The sequence below is a fragment of the Clostridium sp. AT4 genome (genome assembly GCF_001517625.2).
In the GTDB taxonomy this organism is placed as follows: domain Bacteria; phylum Bacillota; class Clostridia; order Lachnospirales; family Lachnospiraceae; genus Enterocloster.
The window spans coordinates 1,951,885-1,970,815 of record NZ_LN999828.1 but is presented as its reverse complement, the minus strand read 5'-3'; the positions used below and the strand labels follow the sequence as shown (position 1 = coordinate 1,970,815).

32 protein-coding genes are annotated in these 18,931 nt (G+C 46.3%); 31 read left to right on the top strand and 1 reads right to left on the bottom strand.

Annotated elements, in window-relative coordinates:
* Positions 1-173: 173 nt before the first annotated feature.
* Positions 174-1,034, bottom strand: a complete 861-nt coding sequence (locus tag BN3656_RS15595; protein ID WP_066550133.1) for a class I SAM-dependent methyltransferase — start codon at positions 1,032-1,034, stop codon at positions 174-176.
* 444 nt (positions 1,035-1,478) lie between these two features.
* Here BN3656_RS15595 and BN3656_RS15590 point away from each other — a divergent pair, with 444 nt between their 5' ends.
* The 31 genes from BN3656_RS15590 to rpsK all read left to right on the top strand — a co-directional run bounded on the left by BN3656_RS15590 (position 1,479) and on the right by rpsK (position 18,912).
* Positions 1,479-2,951 (top strand): PTS transporter subunit EIIC, encoded by a 1,473-nt coding sequence (locus BN3656_RS15590; RefSeq protein WP_066550127.1) that lies wholly within the window; start codon positions 1,479-1,481, stop codon positions 2,949-2,951.
* Between the two features lie 258 nt (positions 2,952-3,209).
* A complete protein-coding gene (locus tag BN3656_RS15585; RefSeq protein ID WP_066550125.1) occupies positions 3,210-4,580 on the top strand; it encodes a cell wall-binding protein in 1,371 nt (456 codons plus the stop codon).
* A 409-nt stretch (positions 4,581-4,989) separates the two neighbouring features.
* Positions 4,990-5,307 carry a 30S ribosomal protein S10 gene (gene rpsJ / locus BN3656_RS15580; protein ID WP_066550119.1) on the top strand — a complete coding sequence of 106 codons (318 nt, stop codon included), beginning with the start codon at positions 4,990-4,992 and terminating at the stop codon, positions 5,305-5,307.
* A 181-nt stretch (positions 5,308-5,488) separates the two neighbouring features.
* Positions 5,489-6,124 carry a 50S ribosomal protein L3 gene (gene rplC, locus BN3656_RS15575; RefSeq protein WP_066550115.1) on the top strand — a complete coding sequence of 212 codons (636 nt, stop codon included), beginning with the start codon at positions 5,489-5,491 and terminating at the stop codon, positions 6,122-6,124.
* A gap of 28 nt (positions 6,125-6,152) precedes the next feature.
* The gene (gene rplD, locus BN3656_RS15570; protein ID WP_066550111.1) at positions 6,153-6,773 is read left to right on the top strand and encodes a 50S ribosomal protein L4; all 621 of its coding nucleotides are present in this window, start codon (positions 6,153-6,155) and stop codon (positions 6,771-6,773) included.
* Positions 6,773-7,072: a 50S ribosomal protein L23 gene (rplW, locus tag BN3656_RS15565; protein ID WP_066550109.1), complete on the top strand. Its 300-nt coding sequence runs from the start codon at positions 6,773-6,775 to the stop codon at positions 7,070-7,072. Before rplD ends, rplW begins: the two co-directional genes overlap by 1 nt.
* 98 nt (positions 7,073-7,170) lie before the next feature.
* Entirely contained in the window at positions 7,171-8,016 is an 846-nt protein-coding gene (gene rplB / locus BN3656_RS15560; RefSeq protein WP_066550106.1) for a 50S ribosomal protein L2, read from the top strand.
* Between the two features lie 19 nt (positions 8,017-8,035).
* Positions 8,036-8,320 (top strand): 30S ribosomal protein S19, encoded by a 285-nt coding sequence (rpsS, locus tag BN3656_RS15555; RefSeq protein ID WP_002566510.1) that lies wholly within the window; start codon positions 8,036-8,038, stop codon positions 8,318-8,320.
* Positions 8,321-8,353: 33 nt separating this feature from the next.
* Positions 8,354-8,740: a 50S ribosomal protein L22 gene (gene rplV / locus BN3656_RS15550; protein WP_066550103.1), complete on the top strand. Its 387-nt coding sequence runs from the start codon at positions 8,354-8,356 to the stop codon at positions 8,738-8,740.
* A 9-nt stretch (positions 8,741-8,749) separates the two neighbouring features.
* Entirely contained in the window at positions 8,750-9,406 is a 657-nt protein-coding gene (rpsC, locus tag BN3656_RS15545; protein ID WP_066550100.1) for a 30S ribosomal protein S3, read from the top strand.
* The gene (gene rplP / locus BN3656_RS15540) at positions 9,406-9,843 is read left to right on the top strand and encodes a 50S ribosomal protein L16 (protein ID WP_066550097.1); all 438 of its coding nucleotides are present in this window, start codon (positions 9,406-9,408) and stop codon (positions 9,841-9,843) included. The genes rpsC and rplP overlap by 1 nt, the downstream gene beginning before the upstream one ends.
* Positions 9,833-10,036, top strand: a complete 204-nt coding sequence (rpmC, locus tag BN3656_RS15535) for a 50S ribosomal protein L29 (protein ID WP_066550094.1) — start codon at positions 9,833-9,835, stop codon at positions 10,034-10,036. The genes rplP and rpmC overlap by 11 nt, the downstream gene beginning before the upstream one ends.
* Positions 10,036-10,308, top strand: coding sequence for a 30S ribosomal protein S17 (gene rpsQ, locus BN3656_RS15530; RefSeq protein WP_066550091.1), 273 nt, complete (start codon positions 10,036-10,038; stop codon positions 10,306-10,308). Before rpmC ends, rpsQ begins: the two co-directional genes overlap by 1 nt.
* Before the next feature lie 21 nt (positions 10,309-10,329).
* Complete coding sequence (gene rplN, locus BN3656_RS15525; RefSeq protein ID WP_066550084.1) at positions 10,330-10,698, top strand: 50S ribosomal protein L14; 369 nt, start codon at positions 10,330-10,332, stop codon at positions 10,696-10,698.
* A gap of 14 nt (positions 10,699-10,712) precedes the next feature.
* A complete protein-coding gene (gene rplX, locus BN3656_RS15520; protein WP_066550081.1) occupies positions 10,713-11,018 on the top strand; it encodes a 50S ribosomal protein L24 in 306 nt (101 codons plus the stop codon).
* 23 nt (positions 11,019-11,041) lie between these two features.
* Positions 11,042-11,581 (top strand): 50S ribosomal protein L5, encoded by a 540-nt coding sequence (gene rplE, locus BN3656_RS15515; RefSeq protein ID WP_066550080.1) that lies wholly within the window; start codon positions 11,042-11,044, stop codon positions 11,579-11,581.
* Positions 11,582-11,597: 16 nt separating this feature from the next.
* Positions 11,598-11,783 carry a type Z 30S ribosomal protein S14 gene (locus BN3656_RS15510; RefSeq protein WP_002566501.1) on the top strand — a complete coding sequence of 62 codons (186 nt, stop codon included), beginning with the start codon at positions 11,598-11,600 and terminating at the stop codon, positions 11,781-11,783.
* 34 nt (positions 11,784-11,817) lie between these two features.
* Complete coding sequence (gene rpsH / locus BN3656_RS15505) at positions 11,818-12,219, top strand: 30S ribosomal protein S8 (RefSeq protein WP_066550073.1); 402 nt, start codon at positions 11,818-11,820, stop codon at positions 12,217-12,219.
* Positions 12,220-12,378: 159 nt separating this feature from the next.
* On the top strand, positions 12,379-12,921 hold the full coding sequence (gene rplF / locus BN3656_RS15500; RefSeq protein ID WP_066550070.1) for a 50S ribosomal protein L6: 543 nt from the start codon (positions 12,379-12,381) through the stop codon (positions 12,919-12,921).
* A 17-nt stretch (positions 12,922-12,938) separates the two neighbouring features.
* On the top strand, positions 12,939-13,307 hold the full coding sequence (gene rplR, locus BN3656_RS15495) for a 50S ribosomal protein L18 (RefSeq protein ID WP_066550067.1): 369 nt from the start codon (positions 12,939-12,941) through the stop codon (positions 13,305-13,307).
* A 17-nt stretch (positions 13,308-13,324) separates the two neighbouring features.
* Positions 13,325-13,834 carry a 30S ribosomal protein S5 gene (gene rpsE, locus BN3656_RS15490; RefSeq protein ID WP_066550060.1) on the top strand — a complete coding sequence of 170 codons (510 nt, stop codon included), beginning with the start codon at positions 13,325-13,327 and terminating at the stop codon, positions 13,832-13,834.
* Between the two features lie 15 nt (positions 13,835-13,849).
* Entirely contained in the window at positions 13,850-14,032 is a 183-nt protein-coding gene (gene rpmD, locus BN3656_RS15485; protein WP_066550057.1) for a 50S ribosomal protein L30, read from the top strand.
* Between the two features lie 28 nt (positions 14,033-14,060).
* Positions 14,061-14,501: a 50S ribosomal protein L15 gene (gene rplO / locus BN3656_RS15480; RefSeq protein WP_066550054.1), complete on the top strand. Its 441-nt coding sequence runs from the start codon at positions 14,061-14,063 to the stop codon at positions 14,499-14,501.
* Positions 14,501-15,817, top strand: a complete 1,317-nt coding sequence (gene secY, locus BN3656_RS15475; RefSeq protein ID WP_066550051.1) for a preprotein translocase subunit SecY — start codon at positions 14,501-14,503, stop codon at positions 15,815-15,817. Before rplO ends, secY begins: the two co-directional genes overlap by 1 nt.
* Positions 15,818-15,902: 85 nt before the next feature.
* Positions 15,903-16,547 carry an adenylate kinase gene (locus BN3656_RS15470; protein WP_066550048.1) on the top strand — a complete coding sequence of 215 codons (645 nt, stop codon included), beginning with the start codon at positions 15,903-15,905 and terminating at the stop codon, positions 16,545-16,547.
* A 2-nt stretch (positions 16,548-16,549) separates the two neighbouring features.
* Complete coding sequence (gene map / locus BN3656_RS15465; protein ID WP_066550045.1) at positions 16,550-17,296, top strand: type I methionyl aminopeptidase; 747 nt, start codon at positions 16,550-16,552, stop codon at positions 17,294-17,296.
* Positions 17,297-17,308: 12 nt separating this feature from the next.
* Complete coding sequence (locus BN3656_RS15460; RefSeq protein WP_066550042.1) at positions 17,309-17,605, top strand: KOW domain-containing RNA-binding protein; 297 nt, start codon at positions 17,309-17,311, stop codon at positions 17,603-17,605.
* Positions 17,587-17,805 carry a translation initiation factor IF-1 gene (gene infA / locus BN3656_RS15455; RefSeq protein WP_021869270.1) on the top strand — a complete coding sequence of 73 codons (219 nt, stop codon included), beginning with the start codon at positions 17,587-17,589 and terminating at the stop codon, positions 17,803-17,805. Before BN3656_RS15460 ends, infA begins: the two co-directional genes overlap by 19 nt.
* Before the next feature lie 104 nt (positions 17,806-17,909).
* Complete coding sequence (gene rpmJ, locus BN3656_RS15450; RefSeq protein WP_003497809.1) at positions 17,910-18,023, top strand: 50S ribosomal protein L36; 114 nt, start codon at positions 17,910-17,912, stop codon at positions 18,021-18,023.
* A gap of 26 nt (positions 18,024-18,049) precedes the next feature.
* Complete coding sequence (rpsM, locus tag BN3656_RS15445; RefSeq protein ID WP_066550040.1) at positions 18,050-18,418, top strand: 30S ribosomal protein S13; 369 nt, start codon at positions 18,050-18,052, stop codon at positions 18,416-18,418.
* Between the two features lie 89 nt (positions 18,419-18,507).
* A complete protein-coding gene (gene rpsK, locus BN3656_RS15440) occupies positions 18,508-18,912 on the top strand; it encodes a 30S ribosomal protein S11 (RefSeq protein ID WP_002566488.1) in 405 nt (134 codons plus the stop codon).
* Positions 18,913-18,931 lie beyond the last annotated feature (19 nt).

Here is an 18,931-nt window from a genome sequence, read left to right as displayed (position 1 = left end):
CAAGGAGCCACCAGCCGGAAGAAACATATCTCTGGTGAAGGCCGTGGAAAGACGCCGGTACTTAGCGAGGTTTTTTCGAGCTTAGTACCGCTGCGTATTTCCCCGAGCGAGAGCGCGCCTGAACGGAGATATGTTTCTTCCGGCGTTTCTCCAGCATTTCTCCAGCATTTCTCTTACTTCTCCCAGCGTCCGGAAGCTCCGCAGGGGAGAGTGAGTCCGTTTTGGGATACGGGCAGTCCTACTTCGTCGGCTTTGACGGTCCCACCGAATTTCGGTACGATTTCTACGCCCATCATATAGGAAAGAACGGAAGGGGCAAGGCCGGTGGTGTAGGAGTTGATGAGGAAGAAAAGGGGATCTTCGGATAAGAGCTGTACGCACAGCTTTACCAGAGGATGGATCGCATCCTCGATTTTCCAGATTTCTCCTTTTGGACCGCGCCCATAGGAGGGCGGATCCATGATGATGGCGTCGTAGTGGTTCCCTCTGCGGATTTCGCGTTCTACGAATTTAACGCAGTCATCTACGATCCAGCGGATGGGGGCGTCTGCAAGGCCGGAGGAATGGGCGTTTTCCTTGGCCCATGTTACCATGCCCTTGGAAGCGTCTACATGAGTGACGCTGGCTCCGGCCTTGGCGGCTGCCAGGGTAGCGCCTCCGGTGTAGGCAAACAGGTTTAATACCTTGACAGGGCGTCCGGTCCTGCGGATCTTTTCACCAAACCAGTCCCAGTTTGCAGCCTGCTCGGGAAACAGGCCGGTGTGCTTAAAACTGAAGGGTTTTAAATTGAAGGTCAGTTCCTTGTAATTAATGGTCCACTGCTGGGGCAGGTCAAAAAATTCCCATTCGCCTCCGCCTTTGCTGCTGCGGTGGTAATGCCCGTTCATTTTTTTCCATCCGCGGTGAGTTTTTGGCGTATCCCAGATTACCTGGGGGTCGGGACGCACTAAGAGATAGTCCCCCCAGCGCTCCAGCTTTTCGCCCTTAGAGCAGTCGATCACTTCATAATCGTTCCATCCATCTGCAAGCCACATAAATTGATAAACCTCATTTCTTTCAGAATTATATAGTGCCCGTGTCGGCGCACGGCGCTGTTTTTGTGATTGATTCCTAATGAGTATAGTCCAAATAATACTGCATCGTCAAGCGCTGTGCTGTGGGTTTCAAAAGATAAAGAAAAGACAATTGAAAGTTTCTGTATGAATTATTAAAAAAGTATAAAATCAGATTGACTTTTTTATAAAATGTTGATATTATGTCAGTAGAAATGGAAAAATCCAGTGAAAGTTATTGATTAAAAAGAAAATTTTTTCAATGTAAAAAGGCCGTATTTGTTGAGGAATTATAAATGAATTGTTAATTCGTGTCCGTCCATCAGACAAAACGGTTTTTTATTTTCACAAATGGATCATCCATTAGGTCAAGTATGGGAGAGTATTCGAAAAGGAAATTTCCCATAAAAGAAAGGAGTACATAGTATGAAGTATTTACAAAAACTGGGTAAGGCCCTGATGCTTCCTGTAGCATGTCTGCCGATCTGTGGTATCCTGATGGGAATCGGATATTATCTCTGCCCGTCTACCATGCAGGGCGGCGAGGTTGAAGGAATCCTTCAGCAGATTGGTTTCCTTCTGGTAAAGGCAGGCGGCGCTCTGATTGACAATATGGCGATCCTGTTTGTAATCGGTGTGGGTGTTGGGTTATCTGAGGATCATGACGGTACAGGCGGACTTGCAGCTCTGGCTTCCTGGCTGATGATCACCTCTCTTTTATCCACAGGCGTAGTGACTACCCTGATGCCGTCGATCGCTGAGGATCAGCAGACGACTCTGGCATTCAGCAAGATCGCAAACCCATTTATCGGTATTCTTTCCGGTATCATCGGTTCTACCTGCTACAACAAGTTTAAGGGAACACAGCTTCCAGACTGGCTGTCCTTCTTCAGCGGCAAGCGCTGCGTAACCATCATTGCAGGCGTAGTGGCAATTATCACCTCTGTTATCCTGCTTTTCGTATGGCCGGTTCTGTTCGGCGGTCTGGTTGCAATCGGAAACGGTATTGCAGGCATGGGCGCGATCGGCGCAGGTATTTATGCATTCTTAAACCGTCTGCTGATCCCAACCGGTCTGCATCACGCATTAAACAATGTATTCTGGTTTGATACCATTGGTCTGGGCGATCTGTCCCATTTCTGGGCAGGCGAGACATCTGCAGATGTTACATGGAGCCTTGGTATGTATATGTCCGGTTTCTTCCCATGTATGATGTTCGGTATCCCAGGCGCTGCTTTGGCTATGGTTCAGACAGCAAAGAGCACAAAGAAAAAAGTTGCGATCGGTCTGGTTGCTTCTGCAGCCCTCAGCGCATTTGTCTGCGGTGTTACAGAACCCTTTGAGTTTGGATTTATGTTCCTGGCTCCCGGCCTGTATGTAGTTTACGCTCTGCTGTACGGAATTTTCACCACAGTTACAACTATTCTTGGATTCCGCGCAGGCTTCAGCTTCTCCGCGGGCGCAACTGACCTGTTCTTCTCCGCATCCCTTCCGGCAGCTCAGAAGACATGGATGATCCTTCCGCTGGGTATCGCAGCATTCCTGGTATTCTATGTGGTATTCCGCTTTGCTATTGTAAAGTTTGATTTAAAGACTCCGGGCCGCGAGGATGATGATGATCTGGAGGCTGAGAAGTCTGCTGTTTTGGCAAACAACAATTATACAGAGGTTGCTTCTGTGATTCTGGAAGGACTTGGCGGCAAGGAAAATGTAAAATCTCTGGAAAACTGCATCACAAGACTGAGACTGGAGATCAAGGATCAGAGTGTGGTAGATGAGAAGAAGATCAAATCCGCAGGCGTAGCTGGTGTGATCCGCCCAGGCAAGAATTCCATTCAGGTAATTGTGGGTACAAAGGTACAGTTCGTTGCAGATGAGATGAAGAAGATGCTGAAATAATCGAATCGTTCATCAAAGTATTTAATAGAAAATGGGCTGGCTTCCGTCTGGGAGTCCGGCCCGTTTCTTTTTTGAGGGGAATATGTTAAAAACGGACCGCGGGGGAGATTAAAATGCCGCAGACGTTTTTCGTAATAGAATTGAAAGGTAATTCCGGTTGAAAGAACGCAGAACCCCTGATACAATAGAAGGCAGATGAGGGCCTTAAAGAAGCATTTCTTTCAAGAAAGAAGGGCATTTAAGGAGAAAGAGGCGTGTATGAAGAGGAAGATGACGGCAATGTGTCTTGCGGCGGTTCTTCTGTCGGCTGGTACAATCAATCTGACAGCGTGGGCAGAAGGCTGGGCGGAAGCAGAGGGAAACTGGGTCTATTATGACAGCAATGGAAATAAAGTCTACAACGATTGGAAAAAGGGAGCGGATGGGCAGTGGCGTTATCTGGACGGAAACGGGACCATGGCGGTCAACTCCTGGGTGGACGGAGAATACTATGTAGACAGCAACGGTATCATGGTTACAGAAAAATGGCTTCATGTGCCTGAGGATGATGGAGAAGACGAATGGTATTATTTCTCGGCTTCCGGAAAGAAGGTAGAGGATACCTGGAAAAAAATTTCGGACAAGTGGTATCATTTTGACAGCAACGGCGCCATGGAGCGGGGGTGGATCCTGGATGACACCTATTATACCGGTGATGACGGCGTGATGCGTACAGGCTGGCAGAAGCTGATTCCTCCGGATGAATATGATGAAGAGATCAACAAGGTAGTTCCCGGATACGATGCGGGAAATGTGGAGTACGGGGAGGACGGCTGCTACTGGTTCTATTTTGGCACCAATGGAAAGAAATATGTTCCCAGTGATGACAATTCCGGAGATGATTACGGTACCCGCAAGATTGACGGAACGTATTACTGCTTTGACGAGGACGGCATTTTGCAGATCGGCTGGAAGGACGTCCGGGATAATGGGGACGGCGGGATTCAGGATTATATGTATTTTGGCTCTGACGGAAAGGCGCGGATCGGCTGGTATTCCATCGAGCCGCCGGAGAATCTGGACGGATATGACGGCGATGTGGAATGGTTTTATTTTTCCAATAACGGAAAGCCAAAGGCGGCAGATTCGGACCGTCTGGATACACAGGATCTGACGCGTATCAATGGAAAGACTTATTTGTTTAATGAAAAAGGAAATCCGGTGTACGGACTGCGAAAGGTTTATACAGGCTCCGGTGAGGATGACTGGACTGCTTATTATTTTGGAAGCAAGAGCGAGAGCTGCGTGCAGAAGGGAAAGATGAGCGTAGAGGAGGATGACGGAACCAAAGCGGATTACTATTTCAGCGATAACGGACGGGGATATACGGGAGTACGGGACGGCCGTCTCTATTATAAAGGAAAGCTTCAAACGGCCGAGGACGGCCAGAAGTATGTCTGCTATCGGGTGGACGGTGGAAATTATGTAGTCAACGGTTCGGGAAAGCTTATGAAGGGAACCACGGTGAAGAATAGCGACGGAGTAAAGTTTAAGACGGCTTCATCGGGAATCTTAAGTACGGCAGATGATGATCCTGATATTGATTCCTATGTGACAGAGCCTCTCGAACCGCTGTGTCTTGAGGATTGATTTTAAAGAGAACGTATTATTATAGAAGAAACTCCTTTTCTGATAGGACAGAAGATCCGGGATGAAGCTGGGATCCTTCAGAAAGGGAGTTTTTTCAGCTGTTTCCCCGTCTGGGGGAAATTTAAAAAAAATTAAAAAAGTACTTGCATTTCCTGTAAACATATGCTATCCTTGAAAAGCTGTGACATGATAGCAAAGAAGCGAGAGGTTGCTGCCCACCATAAGGCAGGTTTTCCGTGGAGCGAATGTCAAGTTAGGAAACTGGCGACAAGTCACTGTACCAATTAAAGAAACTGCAGCAAAGAGAGCAGAATCAGTGTGGGGTTCCGTGAGGACACACACGGAAACGTGTACAGTCACCGCTTGTCGTACTTGGTTTATAAAGTGCGAAAAGGAGGCGACTTTTTTTATGGCAAGTCAAGTAATGAGAATCACATTAAAAGCTTATGATCATCAGTTAGTAGATCAGTCCGCTGGAAAGATCATCGAGACAGTAAAAAAGACAGGATCTCAGGTGAGCGGACCGGTGCCGTTACCAACTAAGAAAGAGGTTGTAACCATTCTGCGTGCGGTTCATAAGTACAAAGATTCCAGAGAGCAGTTTGAGCAGAGAACTCACAAGAGACTCATCGACATCACTGCTCCAAGCCAGAAGACAGTAGATGCACTGTCCAGACTGGAAATGCCCGCTGGCGTATTCATCGACATCAAGATGAAGACCAAATAATCAACCGGAGCGAGCGAATTAAATTAGTTTATATCCTGAAGGGTTTTATATAAAAGCAACACTACATTCCTGTAGGAATCAACATACCGGAAACGGTTCATAGTGTTCCACCTATATCAGACTGTTCTAGGATGAATGCGAAAGCATTCCGCTGTAGATCAAGAAAACAGGAGGTAAGACAATGAAGAAAGCGATTTTAGCAACAAAAGTCGGAATGACCCAGATCTTCAATGAAAATGGTGCATTAGTTCCGGTAACCGTACTTCAGGCTGGCCCTTGTGTAGTAACACAGGTTAAGACAGAAGAGAATGACGGTTACAAAGCAGTACAGGTTGGTTTTGTTGACAAGAGAGAGAAATTAGTCAGCAAGCCAGTAAAGGGCCACTTTGATAAGGCCGGCGTATCTTACAAGAGATATGTAAGAGAGTTCAGATTAGAGAATGCGGAAGAGTATTCCGTAAAGGATGAGATTAAGGCAGACATCTTCGCAGCAGGCGATAAGATCGATGCAACCGCTATTTCCAAGGGTAAAGGCTTCCAGGGCGCGATCAAGAGACATGGACAGCACAGAGGACCTATGGCTCATGGTTCCAAGTTCCATCGTCATCAGGGTTCCAATGGTTCCGCTACCACCCCAGGCCGCGTATTCAAGGGCAAGGGAATGCCTGGACAGATGGGCAACAAGCAGATCACTGTTCAGAATCTTGAGGTAGTTAAGATTGATGCCGAGAACAACCTGATTCTGGTTAAGGGTGCAGTTCCAGGACCAAAGAAGTGCCTGGTTACTGTAAGGGAAGCCGTTAAGGTTGAAAGGTAAGCTTTTATAGGAAAGGAGGAATTCACAGATGGCAAACGTATCTGTTTACAATATGGAAGGTAAGGAAGTTGGCACATTAGAACTGAACGATGCAGTGTTCGGCGTAGAAGTAAACGAGCACCTGGTACATCTTGCAGTTGTTGCACAGCTTGCTAATAAGCGTCAGGGAACACAGAAGGCAAAGACACGTTCTGAGGTTTCCGGCGGCGGAAGAAAGCCCTGGAGACAGAAGGGAACCGGTCATGCAAGACAGGGATCCACAAGAGCTCCCCAGTGGACAGGCGGCGGCGTAGTATTCGCACCGACACCAAGAGATTACACCATCACCCTGAACAAGAAGGAGAAGAGAGCTGCTCTTAAGTCTGCTCTGACAAGCCGTGTTCAGGCTGGCAAGTTCATCGTAGTTGATGAGTTAAAATTTGACGAGATCAAGACAAAGAACTTCAAGAATGTTATGAACAACTTAAATGTTTCCAAGGCTCTGGTAGTTCTGGCTGACAACGATCAGAACACTGTATTATCCGCTAGAAACATTGCTGATGTAAAGACAGCTCAGGTTGGAACCATCAACGTATACGACATTCTGAAGTACAACACTTTAGTTGCTACTAAGGCAGCTGTTGCATCCATCGAGGAGGTGTACGCATAATGGCAGATATCAAGTACTATGACGTCATTTTAAAGCCGGTTATCACCGAGAAGAGCATGAACGCCATGGGTGAGAAGAAGTACACATTCATGGTACACGTAGACGCTAACAAGTCTATGATCAAAGAAGCTGTTGAGAAGATGTTCCCGGGCACCAAGGTTGCTTCCGTAAACACCATGAACAGCGAAGGTAAGACAAAGAGAAGAGGAATGACTTTCGGAAAGACTGCTGCTACCAAGAAGGCTATCGTTAAGCTGACTGAGGACAGCAAGGAGATCGAGATCTTCCAGGGACTGTAATAAAAAGTCCATCAATATCACCCGCCGGGCCTGCCCCGGCCGGAGAACTTATACGGCTGTTAAAACCGTGAAAAGAATTTGAAAAGGAGTACAATGTCATGGGAATTAAGAAGTATAATGCTTATACACCTTCCAGAAGACATATGACCGGTTCTGATTTCAAGGAAATCACAAAGAAGACTCCAGAGAAGTCTCTGGTAGTATCTCTGGACAAGAACGCTGGTCGTAACAATCAGGGTAAAATCACTGTTCGTCACAGAGGCGGCGGCAGCAGAAGAAAATATAGAATCATCGACTTTAAGAGAAACAGCAAGGATGGAATCCCCGCAACTGTTATCGGCATCGAGTACGATCCTAACAGAAGCGCTAACATCGCACTGATCTGCTATGCAGATGGTACAAAGTCCTATATCCTCGCTCCTCAGGGCTTAACTGACGGAATGAAGGTTATGAGCGGCGACCATGCAGAAGCTAAGGTTGGTAACTGCATGCCTCTGTATCACATTCCTGTAGGTACACAGGTACACAATATTGAGTTATATCCTGGCAAGGGCGGCCAGCTGGTTCGTTCCGCAGGAAATTCCGCACAGCTGATGGCTAAGGAAGGCAAGTACGCAACCTTACGTTTACCTTCCGGTGAAATGAGAATGGTTCCGATCATCTGCCGCGCAACAATCGGTGTTGTTGGCAATGGCGAACACTCCCTGATCAACATTGGTAAAGCTGGTAGAAAACGTCACATGGGTATCAGACCTACCGTTCGCGGTTCCGTAATGAACCCCAACGATCATCCACACGGTGGTGGTGAGGGCAAGACCGGTATCGGCCGTCCAGGTCCATGCACACCATGGGGCAAGCCTGCTCTGGGTCTGAAGACCAGAAAGAAGAACAAGCAGTCTAATAAGTTGATCGTAAGAAGACGTGATGGCAAAACCATCAAATAATTAAGGAGGTTAAGAACACATGGCTCGTTCACTGAAAAAAGGACCATTTGCAGATGCGCATCTGTTAAAGAAAGTAGACGCTATGAATGCAGCAGGACAGAAGCAGGTAATCAAGACCTGGTCCCGCCGTTCAACAATCTTCCCGCAGATGGTTGGTCACACAATCGCCGTTCATGACGGAAGAAAGCACGTTCCGGTATACGTTACTGAGGATATGGTAGGACACAAACTGGGTGAGTTCGTAGCAACCAGAACCTACAGAGGCCACGGTAAAGACGAGAAGAAGTCCGGCGTTAGAAAGTAATCCACGGGTAAGATTGAAAGGAGGTTTTTACCAATGGCAAAAGGACATAGATCCCAAATCAAGAGAGAAAGAAATGCTCAGAAGGACAACAGACCCAGCGCAACACTGTCTTACGCTAGAGTATCTGTCCAGAAGGCTTGCTTTGTATTAGATGCCATTAGAGGCAAAGATTTACAGACCGCACTTGGTATTGTAACATATAATCCCAGATATGCTTCCAGCTTAGTTAAGAAGTTACTGGAATCAGCTGCAGCAAACGCTGAGAACAATAACAACATGGATCCCGCAAAACTGTACGTAGAAGAGTGCTACGCAAACCAGGGACCAACTATGAAGAGAGTTAGACCGAGAGCTCAGGGCCGCGCTTACAGAATCGAGAAGAGAATGAGCCACATCACTGTAGTTCTCAATGAAAGATAGGAGGCAAATATGGGACAGAAAGTTAATCCACACGGCTTAAGAGTCGGTGTTATTAAAGACTGGGATTCCAGATGGTATGCAGAAGCTGATTTTGCAGACTGCCTGGTTGAAGACTATGATATCAGAAAGTTCTTAAAGAACAGATTAAAGAATTCCGGTGTTTCCAAGATCGAAATTGAGCGCGCATCTGATCGTGTAAAGGTTATCATCTACACTGCTAAGCCAGGCGTAGTTATCGGTAAGGGCGGTTCTGAGATTGAGAAGCTGAAGGCAGAAGTTCAGAAGATGACTTCTAAGAAGCTGTTTGTAGACATCAAAGAAATCAAGAGACCGGACAGAGATGCTCAGCTGGTTGCAGAGTCTATTGCACAGCAGCTGGAGAACCGTGTTTCCTTCCGTCGTGCTATGAAGTCCACCATGGGCAGAACCATGAAGGCTGGCGTTAAGGGTATTAAGACTGCTGTTGCAGGCCGTCTGGGCGGCGCTGATATGGCACGTACAGAGTTCTACAGCGAGGGTACTATCCCGCTTCAGACATTAAGAGCAGATATTGACTATGGTTTCGCAGAAGCAGATACCACCTACGGCAAGATTGGCGTTAAGGTATGGATCTACAAAGGCGAGGTACTTCCTACTAAAGGAAACAAGGAAGGGAGCGATAAATAATGTTAATGCCTAAGAGAGTAAAGCGTCGTAAACAGTTCCGTGGATCTATGGCCGGTAAGGCATTAAGAGGTAATACGATCTCTAACGGTGAGTACGGTTTAGTCGCTACTGAACCATGTTGGATCAAGTCAAACCAGATCGAGGCAGCCCGAGTTGCCATGACACGTTACATCAAGCGTGGCGGTAAGGTTTGGATCAAGATCTTCCCCGATAAACCTGTAACAGCAAAGCCAGCAGAAACCCGTATGGGTTCCGGTAAGGGCGCTCTGGAGTACTGGGTAGCAGTTGTAAAGCCAGGCCGCGTATTATTTGAGATCGCTGGTGTACCAGAGGAAACAGCCAGAGAAGCACTTCGTCTTGCTATGCACAAGCTGCCATGCAAGTGTAAGATTGTTTCTAAAGCAGATTTAGAAGGCGGTGATAACAGTGAAAACTAATAAATTTGTAGAAGAGTTAAAGAATAAGTCAGCAAATGAGCTGAATGATGAGTTAGTAGCTGCGAAGAAGGAACTGTTCAATTTAAGATTCCAGAATGCGACCAATCAGTTAGACAACACATCCCGGATCAAGGAAGTACGCAAGAATATTGCACGGATCCAGACTGTTATCACTGAGAAGGCTAATGCTTAATGAAAGGAGAACTTACCGTGGAAAGAAATTTAAGAAAAACCCGTACCGGTAAAGTGGTAAGCAACAAGATGGATAAGACCATCGTTGTAGCAATCGAGGACCACGTAAAACACCCACTGATCGGTAAGATCGTTAAGAAAACCGTTAAGCTGAAGGCTCATGACGAGAACAATGAGTGCGGCATCGGTGATACTGTAAAAGTAATGGAAACAAGACCACTGTCCAAGGATAAGAGATGGAGACTTGTTGAGATTATCGAGAAAGCAAGATAATTCAGGAAGGAGTTAACAGGTATGGTTCAGCAGGAAACAAGACTTAAGGTTGCCGACAATACCGGTGCAAAGGAACTTCTCTGCATCCGCGTTATGGGTGGTTCAACCAGAAGATATGCAAATATCGGCGATATCATCGTTGCTTCCGTTAAAGATGCAACACCAGGCGGTGTTGTAAAGAAGGGCGATGTTGTAAAGGCTGTAGTTGTTCGTTCTGTTAAGGGCGCTCGTCGTAAAGACGGTTCCTACATCAAGTTTGATGAGAACGCTGCAGTAATTATTAAGGATGACAAGACTCCAAGAGGAACTCGTATCTTTGGGCCTGTAGCCAGAGAATTAAGAGACAAGCAGTTCATGAAGATTGTCTCCCTGGCTCCAGAAGTATTATAAGGAGGGTGTCCACTGTGCAGAAAATCAAGAAAGACGATTTAGTAGTTGTAATCGCAGGCAAAGATAAAGACAAACAGGGAAAGGTACTCTCTGTTGATACAAAGAAGAACAAGGTTGTAGTTGAAGGCTGCAATATGATCACAAAGCATACAAAGCAGTCTCCGGCCAACCCACAGGGCGGCATCGTAAACCAGGAAGCTCCCATCGATATCTCCAATGTAATGCTGGTAGTTGACGGCAAGGCAACCAGAGTTGGCTTCGAGGTTAGAGACGGAAAGAAAGTCCGCGTAGCTAAGAAGACTGGCAAGGTTGTTGACTAATTCGGGAGAGGAGGAAAAAAACGTTGGCTAGATTAAAAGAACAGTATCAGAACGAATTCGTAGACGCTCTGATGAAGAAATTTGGATATAAGAACGTTATGCAGGTGCCGAAGCTTGATAAGATCGTTATCAACATGGGCGTAGGCGAAGCTAAGGAAAATGCCAAGGTTCTGGATTCCGCAGTTCGGGATCTGGAGATCATCTCCGGTCAGAAGGCTGTAACAACAAAGGCTAAGAAGTCTGTTGCAAACTTCAAGATCCGTGAAGGCATGGCAATCGGCTGCAAGGTTACTCTTCGCGGCGAGAGAATGTATGAATTCCTGGATCGTCTGATCAACCTGGCACTGCCTCGTGTACGTGACTTCAGAGGTGTTAACCCTAACGCATTTGATGGCAGAGGAAACTATGCTCTTGGTATCAAAGAGCAGCTGATCTTCCCTGAGATTGAATACGATAAAGTTGACAAGGTAAGAGGTATGGATATCATCTTCGTTACCACTGCTAAGACAGACGAGGAAGCTCGTGAACTTTTGACATTATTCAATATGCCTTTTGCAAAATAGTTAGGAGGAAACTTTCATGGCTAAGACTTCAATGAAGATCAAACAGCAGCGTCCTGCTAAATTCTCTACCAGAGAGTACAATCGCTGCAGAATCTGCGGCCGTCCACATGCTTACCTGAGAAAGTACGGCATCTGCAGAATTTGCTTCCGCGAACTGGCTTATAAGGGTCAGATTCCTGGTGTTAAGAAGGCAAGCTGGTAAGCTTTAGAGAATTTAGAAAAGGAGGCACACAACAATGACAATGAGCGATCCGATTGCAGATATGCTTACAAGAATCCGTAATGCAAATACTGCAAAGCACGATACAGTAGATGTACCTTCATCCAAGATGAAATTAGCTATTGCTGACATTCTGGTAAATGAAGGATATATTGCAAAGTACGATATGGTAGAGGACGGCGGTTTCCAGACCATCCGCATCACCTTAAAGTACGGCAAAGACAAGAACGAGAAGATCATTTCCGGTATTAAGAGAATCTCCAAGCCTGGTCTGCGTGTATACGCAAACAAGGAGGAGCTTCCAAGAGTACTTGGCGGTCTTGGTATCGCCATCCTCTCCACCAACCAGGGCGTGATTACCGATAAGGAAGCACGCAGACTTGGTGTAGGCGGCGAAGTTCTGGCTTTCGTTTGGTAAGGAAACTTCGACAGCACTAAGCTCGTTAAAAACCTCGCTAAGTGCTGCGAAGTGCTTTCGCACGTAAGCGCCCACATGACAGGTGCTAAGTGCTCAATGCAACTGAAAACAGAGAGACCGCAAAGGTCTCTCCGAGAATTTAAGTAGGAGGTAATAGGCATGTCACGTATCGGTAGAATGCCAGTTGTGATCCCGGCAGGTGTAACTGTTACGATCGCAGAAGGAAACAAAGTGACCGTAAAGGGTCCAAAGGGAACACTTGAGAGAGACCTTGCTCCAGAGATGACCATCGAGGAGAAGGAAGGTCACATTATCGTAAGCAGACCAAACGATTTAAAGAGAATGAAATCCTTACATGGTCTGACCAGAACTCTGATCAACAACATGATCCACGGTGTAACTGAGGGTTATGAGAAGGTTCTGGAAGTAAATGGTGTTGGTTACAGAGCTGCAAAGCAGGGCAAGAAGCTTACTCTGAACCTGGGATATTCTCATCCTGTAGAGATGGAAGATCCTGAAGGCATCGAGACTGTTCTTGAAGGACAGAACAAGATCATCGTTAAAGGTATCAGTAAAGAAAAAGTTGGCCAGTACGCTGCTGAGATCAGAGACAAGAGAAGACCTGAACCTTACAAGGGCAAGGGTATCAAGTACGCTGATGAGGTTATCAGACGTAAAGTTGGTAAGACTGGTAAGAAATAATTAAGGAGAGTGTAAAAATGGTTAACAAACAGTCAAGAAGCGAAATTCGCGTAAAGAAGCACAACAGAATGCGTAACCGTTTTGCTGGCACAGCAGAGAGACCGCGTCTGGCAGTGTTTAGAAGTAATAATCATATGTATGCTCAAATTATCGACGATACGGTTGGTAACACTCTGGTTGCTGCTTCCACAGTTGAGAAAGAAATCAAGGCTGAACTGGAGAAGACAAACGACAAGGCAGCTGCAGCATACGTTGGTACAGTGATCGCAAAGAGAGCCCTTGAAAAAGGTATCACGGAAGTTGTTTTCGATAGAGGCGGCTTTATATATCAGGGCAAAATTCAGGCATTAGCAGATGCAGCTCGTGAAGCTGGTCTGAATTTCTAATAGAGAGGAGAACAAGCATGAAGCGTACAATTATTGATGCCAGTCAGTTGGAGCTGAATGATAGAGTAGTGGCAATCAAGAGAGTATCCAAGACTGTTAAAGGTGGACGTACCATGAGATTTTCCGCTCTGGTAGTAGTTGGTGACGGAAACGGCCATGTAGGCGTTGGCCTTGGCAAGGCAGGAGAGGTTCCGGAAGCAATCCGTAAGGGTAAAGAGGCTGCTGTTAAGAATCTGGTTGAGATCCCAATGGATGAGAACAACAGTATTCCTCATGACTTCATCGGCAAGTTCGGAAGCGCAAACGTTCTGTTAAAGAGAGCTCCTGAAGGTACCGGTATCATCGCAGGCGGCCCTGCTCGTGCCGTTGTAGAGTTAGCAGGTATCAAGAATATCCGTACCAAGTCCTTAGGTTCCAATAACAAGACCAATGTAGTTCTTGCAACGGTTGCAGGTTTAACTTCTTTAAAGACTCCTGAGGAGATTGCAAAGCTGCGCGGCAAATCTGTTGAAGAAATTTTAGGCTAATAGGAGGAAAGAGACATGGCAGAGAGATTAAAGATCACATTAGTCAAGTCCCCTATCGGTGCGATTCCAAAGCAGAGAGCAACGGTTGAGGCACTTGGACTGAACAAGATGCACAAGACAGTTGAGATGCCGGATAACGGCTCTGTCAGAGGCATGATCCAGTGTGTAAGACACTTAGTTAAAGTAGAAGAGATCTAAATTTTAGATAAAGTAAGGAGGTGCAGTCATGGAGTTATCAAATTTACAGCCTGCTGCAGGTTCAAAGCACAGCGACAATTTTAGAAGAGGCCGCGGCCATGGTTCAGGCAATGGTAAGACTGCTGGTAAGGGCCACAAGGGCCAGAAAGCTCGTTCCGGAGCACCAAGACCAGGCTTTGAAGGCGGACAGATGCCATTATACAGACGTCTGCCAAAGCGCGGATTTACAAATATGAATTCCAAGCACATTGTTGGCATTAACGTAAGCGCTCTTGAGAGATTCGATAACGATACCGTAGTTACAGTAGAGACCCTGCTGGAGGCTGGTGTGGTTAAGAACCCAAGAGATGGTGTTAAGATCCTTGGAAATGGAGAATTAACCAAAAAGCTGACCGTTAAGGTGAATGCATTCAGTGAAGGTGCAAAATCTAAAATCGAGGCTTTAGGTGGAACCTGCGAGGTGATCTAATGTTTAAAACGATTAGAAACGCTTTCAAGGTAAAAGAGCTTCGCGAGAAGATCCTTTATACCCTTATGATGCTGGTGGTCATCCGTTTTGGCTGCCAGCTTCCTATCCCGGGAATTGAGACTACGTTCTTTAAGGACTGGTTTGCAAAACAGACAGCAGATGTATTCGGCTTTTTCAATGCGATGACAGGTGATTCATTTTCAAATATGTCCATCTTTGCTCTGAGCATTACGCCGTACATCACTTCTTCCATTATCATTCAGCTTCTTACCATTGCGATTCCAAAGCTGGAAGAGCTGCAGAAGGATGGAGAAGAAGGAAGAAAGAAAATTCAGGAATACACCCGATATACAACCGTTGCGCTGGCTCTTTTAGAATCCAGTGCCATGGCGATCGGCTTTGGACGTCAGGGCCTTCTTCATGATTTTAATGCATGGAATGTGATCATCGCAGTCATCACCATGACAACGGGCAGCGCCCTGCTCATGTGGATCGGCGAGCAGATCACATCAAAGGGTGTAGGAAACGGTATTTCTATCGTGCTTCTGTTTAATATCCTGTCCAGTATTCCCGATGACATCAAAAGCCTTTACTATCGTTTTATATTCGGTCAGTCCATCCCAGTAATGGCCGGTGCAGCGATTCTGATTGCGTTGGTTATTGTGATGATGGTTGTCTTTGTTGTTGTTTTAAATAACGCGGAGAGAAGGATTCCGGTACAATACTCAAAGAAAATGGTAGGACGCAAGATGGTAGGCGGACAGGCCTCCAACATTCCGTTGAAGATCAACACCGCCGGCGTTATGCCCGTTATCTTCGCATCCTCGATCATGTCCTTCCCGGTTGTGATCGCACAGTTTTTCCCGGTGGATTATAACACCATCGGCGGAAAGATCCTGACCATGCTTAATTCCGGTTCCTGGTGCAGACCATCACAGCCGATCTATTCCATCGGTCTTGTGATCTATATCGTACTGTTATTCGTATTCGCCTACTTCTATACGTCGATTACCTTTAATCCTCTTGAGGTGGCAAACAATATGAAGAAGCAGGGCGGCTTTATCCCAGGTATCCGTCCTGGCAAGCCCACCAGCGATTATCTGAATCATATTTTGAATTATATTGTTTTCATCGGCGCCGTAGGCCTTACAGTAGTTGCGGTAGTTCCGATCCTGGCATCTGGCCTTCTTGATGTAGGTCAGATCTCATTCTCCGGAACGTCCCTGATCATTATTGTAGGTGTTGTGCTGGAGACGATCAAAGCAATAGAATCTCAGATGCTTGTGCGTTATTATAAGGGATTTTTGAACGATTAACATAACAGTTTGATCAGTCAATCTGCCTTTGTGGTATTCCACAAGGGCGGATTGATTGCGTTATAGGAAAGAGGAGAGAAATCTCATGAAGATCATCATGTTAGGCGCTCCAGGCGCAGGAAAAGGTACGCAGGCGAAGAAAATCGCTGCGAAGTACAGCATACCTCATATCTCCACCGGAGATATTTTCCGTGCAAATATTAAGAACGGAACAGAGCTGGGCTTAAAGGCCAAGTCCTATATGGATGCCGGAGGTCTGGTTCCGGATGAGATTACCATCGGAATGCTTTTAGACAGAATCCATCAGGCTGACTGCGAAAATGGTTATGTACTGGACGGTTTTCCAAGAACTATTCCTCAGGCAGAAAGTCTTACAGAAGCTCTGAAAAAGAATGGTGAGGCTATTGATTTTGCGGTGAATGTAGATGTTCCAGATGAGAACATTATTAACCGTATGTCCGGACGCCGTGCCTGCTTAAACTGCGGAGCTACCTATCATATCGTATACAATGCTCCAAAGACAGAAAATGTATGCGACACCTGCGGACAGGAACTGGTGCTCAGGGACGACGATAAGCCGGAAACGGTTAAAAAGCGTCTTGACGTATATCATGATCAGACACAGCCTCTGATTGATTATTATAAGAATGAAGGCGTTCTGGCTGAAGTTGACGGAACCCTGGATATGGAAGACGTATTCCAGGCAATCGTAAAGATTTTAGGAGCATAACCATGGTAACGATTAAATCTCAGCGTGAAATTGAACTGATGCGGGAGGCAGGAAAGATTCTTGCAAAGGTCCATGAGGAGCTTGGCAGGATCGTAAAGCCGGGAATTTCCACCAAGGAGATCGACCGCATCTGTGAAGAGATGATCCGCAGCCATGGATGTATCCCTTCCTTCCTGAATTACGAGGGATATCCCGCTTCCGTGTGCATTTCCATCAATGATGAGGTGGTTCACGGAATTCCCAGCAAACACCGTTATCTCAATGAGGGCGACATAGTCAGCCTGGATACAGGTGTGATCTGGAAAGGGTATCAGTCGGATGCGGCAAGGACTCATATGATCGGAGAGGTAACTCCCCAGGCAAGAAAGCTGGTTGAAGTAACCCAGCAGAGCTTCTTTGAAGGAATAAAGTTTGCAAAAGCCGGCAATCATCTCAATGATATTTCAAAGGCCATTCAGGCATATGCAGAAAGCTTCGGCTTCGGCGTAGTAAGAGATCTGGTTGGCCACGGAATCGGCACAGAGATGCATGAGGAGCCTGAGATACCAAACTTTGCCCAGCGCCGCAAAGGAATCCGCCTGGCGGCCGGTATGACACTTGCTATTGAGCCTATGATCACCGCAGGACGTTATGATGTAGCATGGATGGATGACGGCTGGACCGTTGTAACAGAAGACGGTTCTCTGGCCTCTCATTATGAAAACACCATCCTGATTACGGACGGCGAACCAGAGATCCTGTCTCTGTAACAGAGGTGCAGCATGGCGGAAATGAAAACGGCCTGTCTGGTAAAAAGCCTGGCAGGCCATGATAAAAATGAGTTTTATATCATAATCCGCGTTCAGGGCGAATATGCTTATCTGTCAGACGGCAGAAAGCACCCGCTGGACCGGCCAAAGCGCAAGAACATCAAACATCTGCAGCCCCTTAAGGAATATGATAAGGGACTGAGAGAAAAGCTGATCATGGGCAGCCGCGTAGAGGACGAAGAGATTGCCCGGTGGATCCGCAGCCGCATAAGCAGTAGGAGGGAAAGAAAATGTCAAAAGCAGACGTAATCGAAATTGAAGGAACCGTAGTTGAGAAGCTTCCAAACGCCATGTTCCAGGTAGAGCTGGAAAACGGCCATCAGGTTCTGGCACACATCAGCGGAAAGCTCCGCATGAATTATATCCGTATTCTTCCGGGCGATAAAGTAACCCTGGAGATGTCCCCATACGATCTGTCAAAGGGCAGGATCATCTGGAGAGATAAATAAACACTGAGAAAAATCAAAAATTGGGCCTAAAAATGCTTGCATTTCCAAAAAAACTTTGGTATAATGCTTTAGCAACTTTGTGGTCTATAGAAAGGAGAATTACTGTGAAGGTTAGATCATCCGTAAAGCCGATCTGCGAAAAGTGCAAGATCATCAAGAGAAAAGGCAGTATCAGAGTAATTTGCGAAAATCCAAAGCATAAACAGAGACAAGGTTAATTATTTTTAGGAGGTGTACTACACACATGGCTCGTATTTCAGGTGTTGACTTACCAAGAGAAAAACGTGTTGAGATCGGTCTTACTTACATCTACGGAATTGGTAGAGCAAGCTCCAACCGCATCTTAGCAGACGCTGGCGTAAACCCAGACACTCGCGTTAAGGATTTAACCGATGATGAGGTAAAGAAGCTGGCTAACATCATTGCTGAAACTCAGACTGTGGAAGGTGATCTGCGCAGAGAGATCGCTATGAACATCAAGAGACTTCAGGAAATCGGATGCTACAGAGGAATCCGTCACAGAAAGAGCCTGCCGGTTCGCGGACAGAAGACAAAGACCAACGCAAGAACCTGCAAGGGTCCGAGAAAGACAGTAGCAAACAAGAAGAAATAATTTGTAACACCGTAACCGAATTCGGATTTACATGTTTTAAAAACAGGAAGAACGAATTCATAATCAATGAGAAAGTAGGTTAGTTTAAAATGGCTAAAAAAGTGTCCACTACAGCAAAAAAAGTGACAAAAAAGCGTGTAAAGAAAAACGTTGAACGCGGACAGGCACATATCCAGTCATCTTTTAATAACACGATCGTTACATTAACTGATGCGCAGGGTAACGCTTTATCATGGGCAAGTGCCGGTGGTCTGGGATTTAGAGGTTCAAGGAAATCTACTCCTTATGCAGCTCAGATGGCAGCAGAAACTGCTACAAAGGCAGCCCTTGTACATGGCTTAAAGTCAGTAGACGTTATGGTTAAAGGTCCTGGTTCAGGACGTGAGGCAGCGATCCGTGCCCTTCAGGCATGCGGTCTGGAAGTAACCAGCATTAAGGACGTAACTCCGGTTCCACACAATGGATGCCGTCCGCCAAAGCGCAGAAGAGTCTGATGATTTTAATCTAGGAGGT

Coding starts and splice junctions, on each gene's coding strand:
- BN3656_RS15595 (WP_066550133.1), bottom strand. CDS start 1,034: ATGTGGCTTGCAGATGGATGGAACGATTATGAAGTGATCGACTGCTCT.
- BN3656_RS15590 (WP_066550127.1), top strand. CDS start 1,479: ATGAAGTATTTACAAAAACTGGGTAAGGCCCTGATGCTTCCTGTAGCA.
- BN3656_RS15585 (WP_066550125.1), top strand. CDS start 3,210: ATGAAGAGGAAGATGACGGCAATGTGTCTTGCGGCGGTTCTTCTGTCG.
- rpsJ (WP_066550119.1), top strand. CDS start 4,990: ATGGCAAGTCAAGTAATGAGAATCACATTAAAAGCTTATGATCATCAG.
- rplC (WP_066550115.1), top strand. CDS start 5,489: ATGAAGAAAGCGATTTTAGCAACAAAAGTCGGAATGACCCAGATCTTC.
- rplD (WP_066550111.1), top strand. CDS start 6,153: ATGGCAAACGTATCTGTTTACAATATGGAAGGTAAGGAAGTTGGCACA.
- rplW (WP_066550109.1), top strand. CDS start 6,773: ATGGCAGATATCAAGTACTATGACGTCATTTTAAAGCCGGTTATCACC.
- rplB (WP_066550106.1), top strand. CDS start 7,171: ATGGGAATTAAGAAGTATAATGCTTATACACCTTCCAGAAGACATATG.
- rpsS (WP_002566510.1), top strand. CDS start 8,036: ATGGCTCGTTCACTGAAAAAAGGACCATTTGCAGATGCGCATCTGTTA.
- rplV (WP_066550103.1), top strand. CDS start 8,354: ATGGCAAAAGGACATAGATCCCAAATCAAGAGAGAAAGAAATGCTCAG.
- rpsC (WP_066550100.1), top strand. CDS start 8,750: ATGGGACAGAAAGTTAATCCACACGGCTTAAGAGTCGGTGTTATTAAA.
- rplP (WP_066550097.1), top strand. CDS start 9,406: ATGTTAATGCCTAAGAGAGTAAAGCGTCGTAAACAGTTCCGTGGATCT.
- rpsQ (WP_066550091.1), top strand. CDS start 10,036: ATGAAAGGAGAACTTACCGTGGAAAGAAATTTAAGAAAAACCCGTACC.
- rplN (WP_066550084.1), top strand. CDS start 10,330: ATGGTTCAGCAGGAAACAAGACTTAAGGTTGCCGACAATACCGGTGCA.
- BN3656_RS15510 (WP_002566501.1), top strand. CDS start 11,598: ATGGCTAAGACTTCAATGAAGATCAAACAGCAGCGTCCTGCTAAATTC.
- rpsH (WP_066550073.1), top strand. CDS start 11,818: ATGACAATGAGCGATCCGATTGCAGATATGCTTACAAGAATCCGTAAT.
- rplF (WP_066550070.1), top strand. CDS start 12,379: ATGTCACGTATCGGTAGAATGCCAGTTGTGATCCCGGCAGGTGTAACT.
- rplR (WP_066550067.1), top strand. CDS start 12,939: ATGGTTAACAAACAGTCAAGAAGCGAAATTCGCGTAAAGAAGCACAAC.
- rpsE (WP_066550060.1), top strand. CDS start 13,325: ATGAAGCGTACAATTATTGATGCCAGTCAGTTGGAGCTGAATGATAGA.
- rpmD (WP_066550057.1), top strand. CDS start 13,850: ATGGCAGAGAGATTAAAGATCACATTAGTCAAGTCCCCTATCGGTGCG.
- rplO (WP_066550054.1), top strand. CDS start 14,061: ATGGAGTTATCAAATTTACAGCCTGCTGCAGGTTCAAAGCACAGCGAC.
- secY (WP_066550051.1), top strand. CDS start 14,501: ATGTTTAAAACGATTAGAAACGCTTTCAAGGTAAAAGAGCTTCGCGAG.
- BN3656_RS15470 (WP_066550048.1), top strand. CDS start 15,903: ATGAAGATCATCATGTTAGGCGCTCCAGGCGCAGGAAAAGGTACGCAG.
- map (WP_066550045.1), top strand. CDS start 16,550: ATGGTAACGATTAAATCTCAGCGTGAAATTGAACTGATGCGGGAGGCA.
- BN3656_RS15460 (WP_066550042.1), top strand. CDS start 17,309: ATGGCGGAAATGAAAACGGCCTGTCTGGTAAAAAGCCTGGCAGGCCAT.
- infA (WP_021869270.1), top strand. CDS start 17,587: ATGTCAAAAGCAGACGTAATCGAAATTGAAGGAACCGTAGTTGAGAAG.
- rpsM (WP_066550040.1), top strand. CDS start 18,050: ATGGCTCGTATTTCAGGTGTTGACTTACCAAGAGAAAAACGTGTTGAG.
- rpsK (WP_002566488.1), top strand. CDS start 18,508: ATGGCTAAAAAAGTGTCCACTACAGCAAAAAAAGTGACAAAAAAGCGT.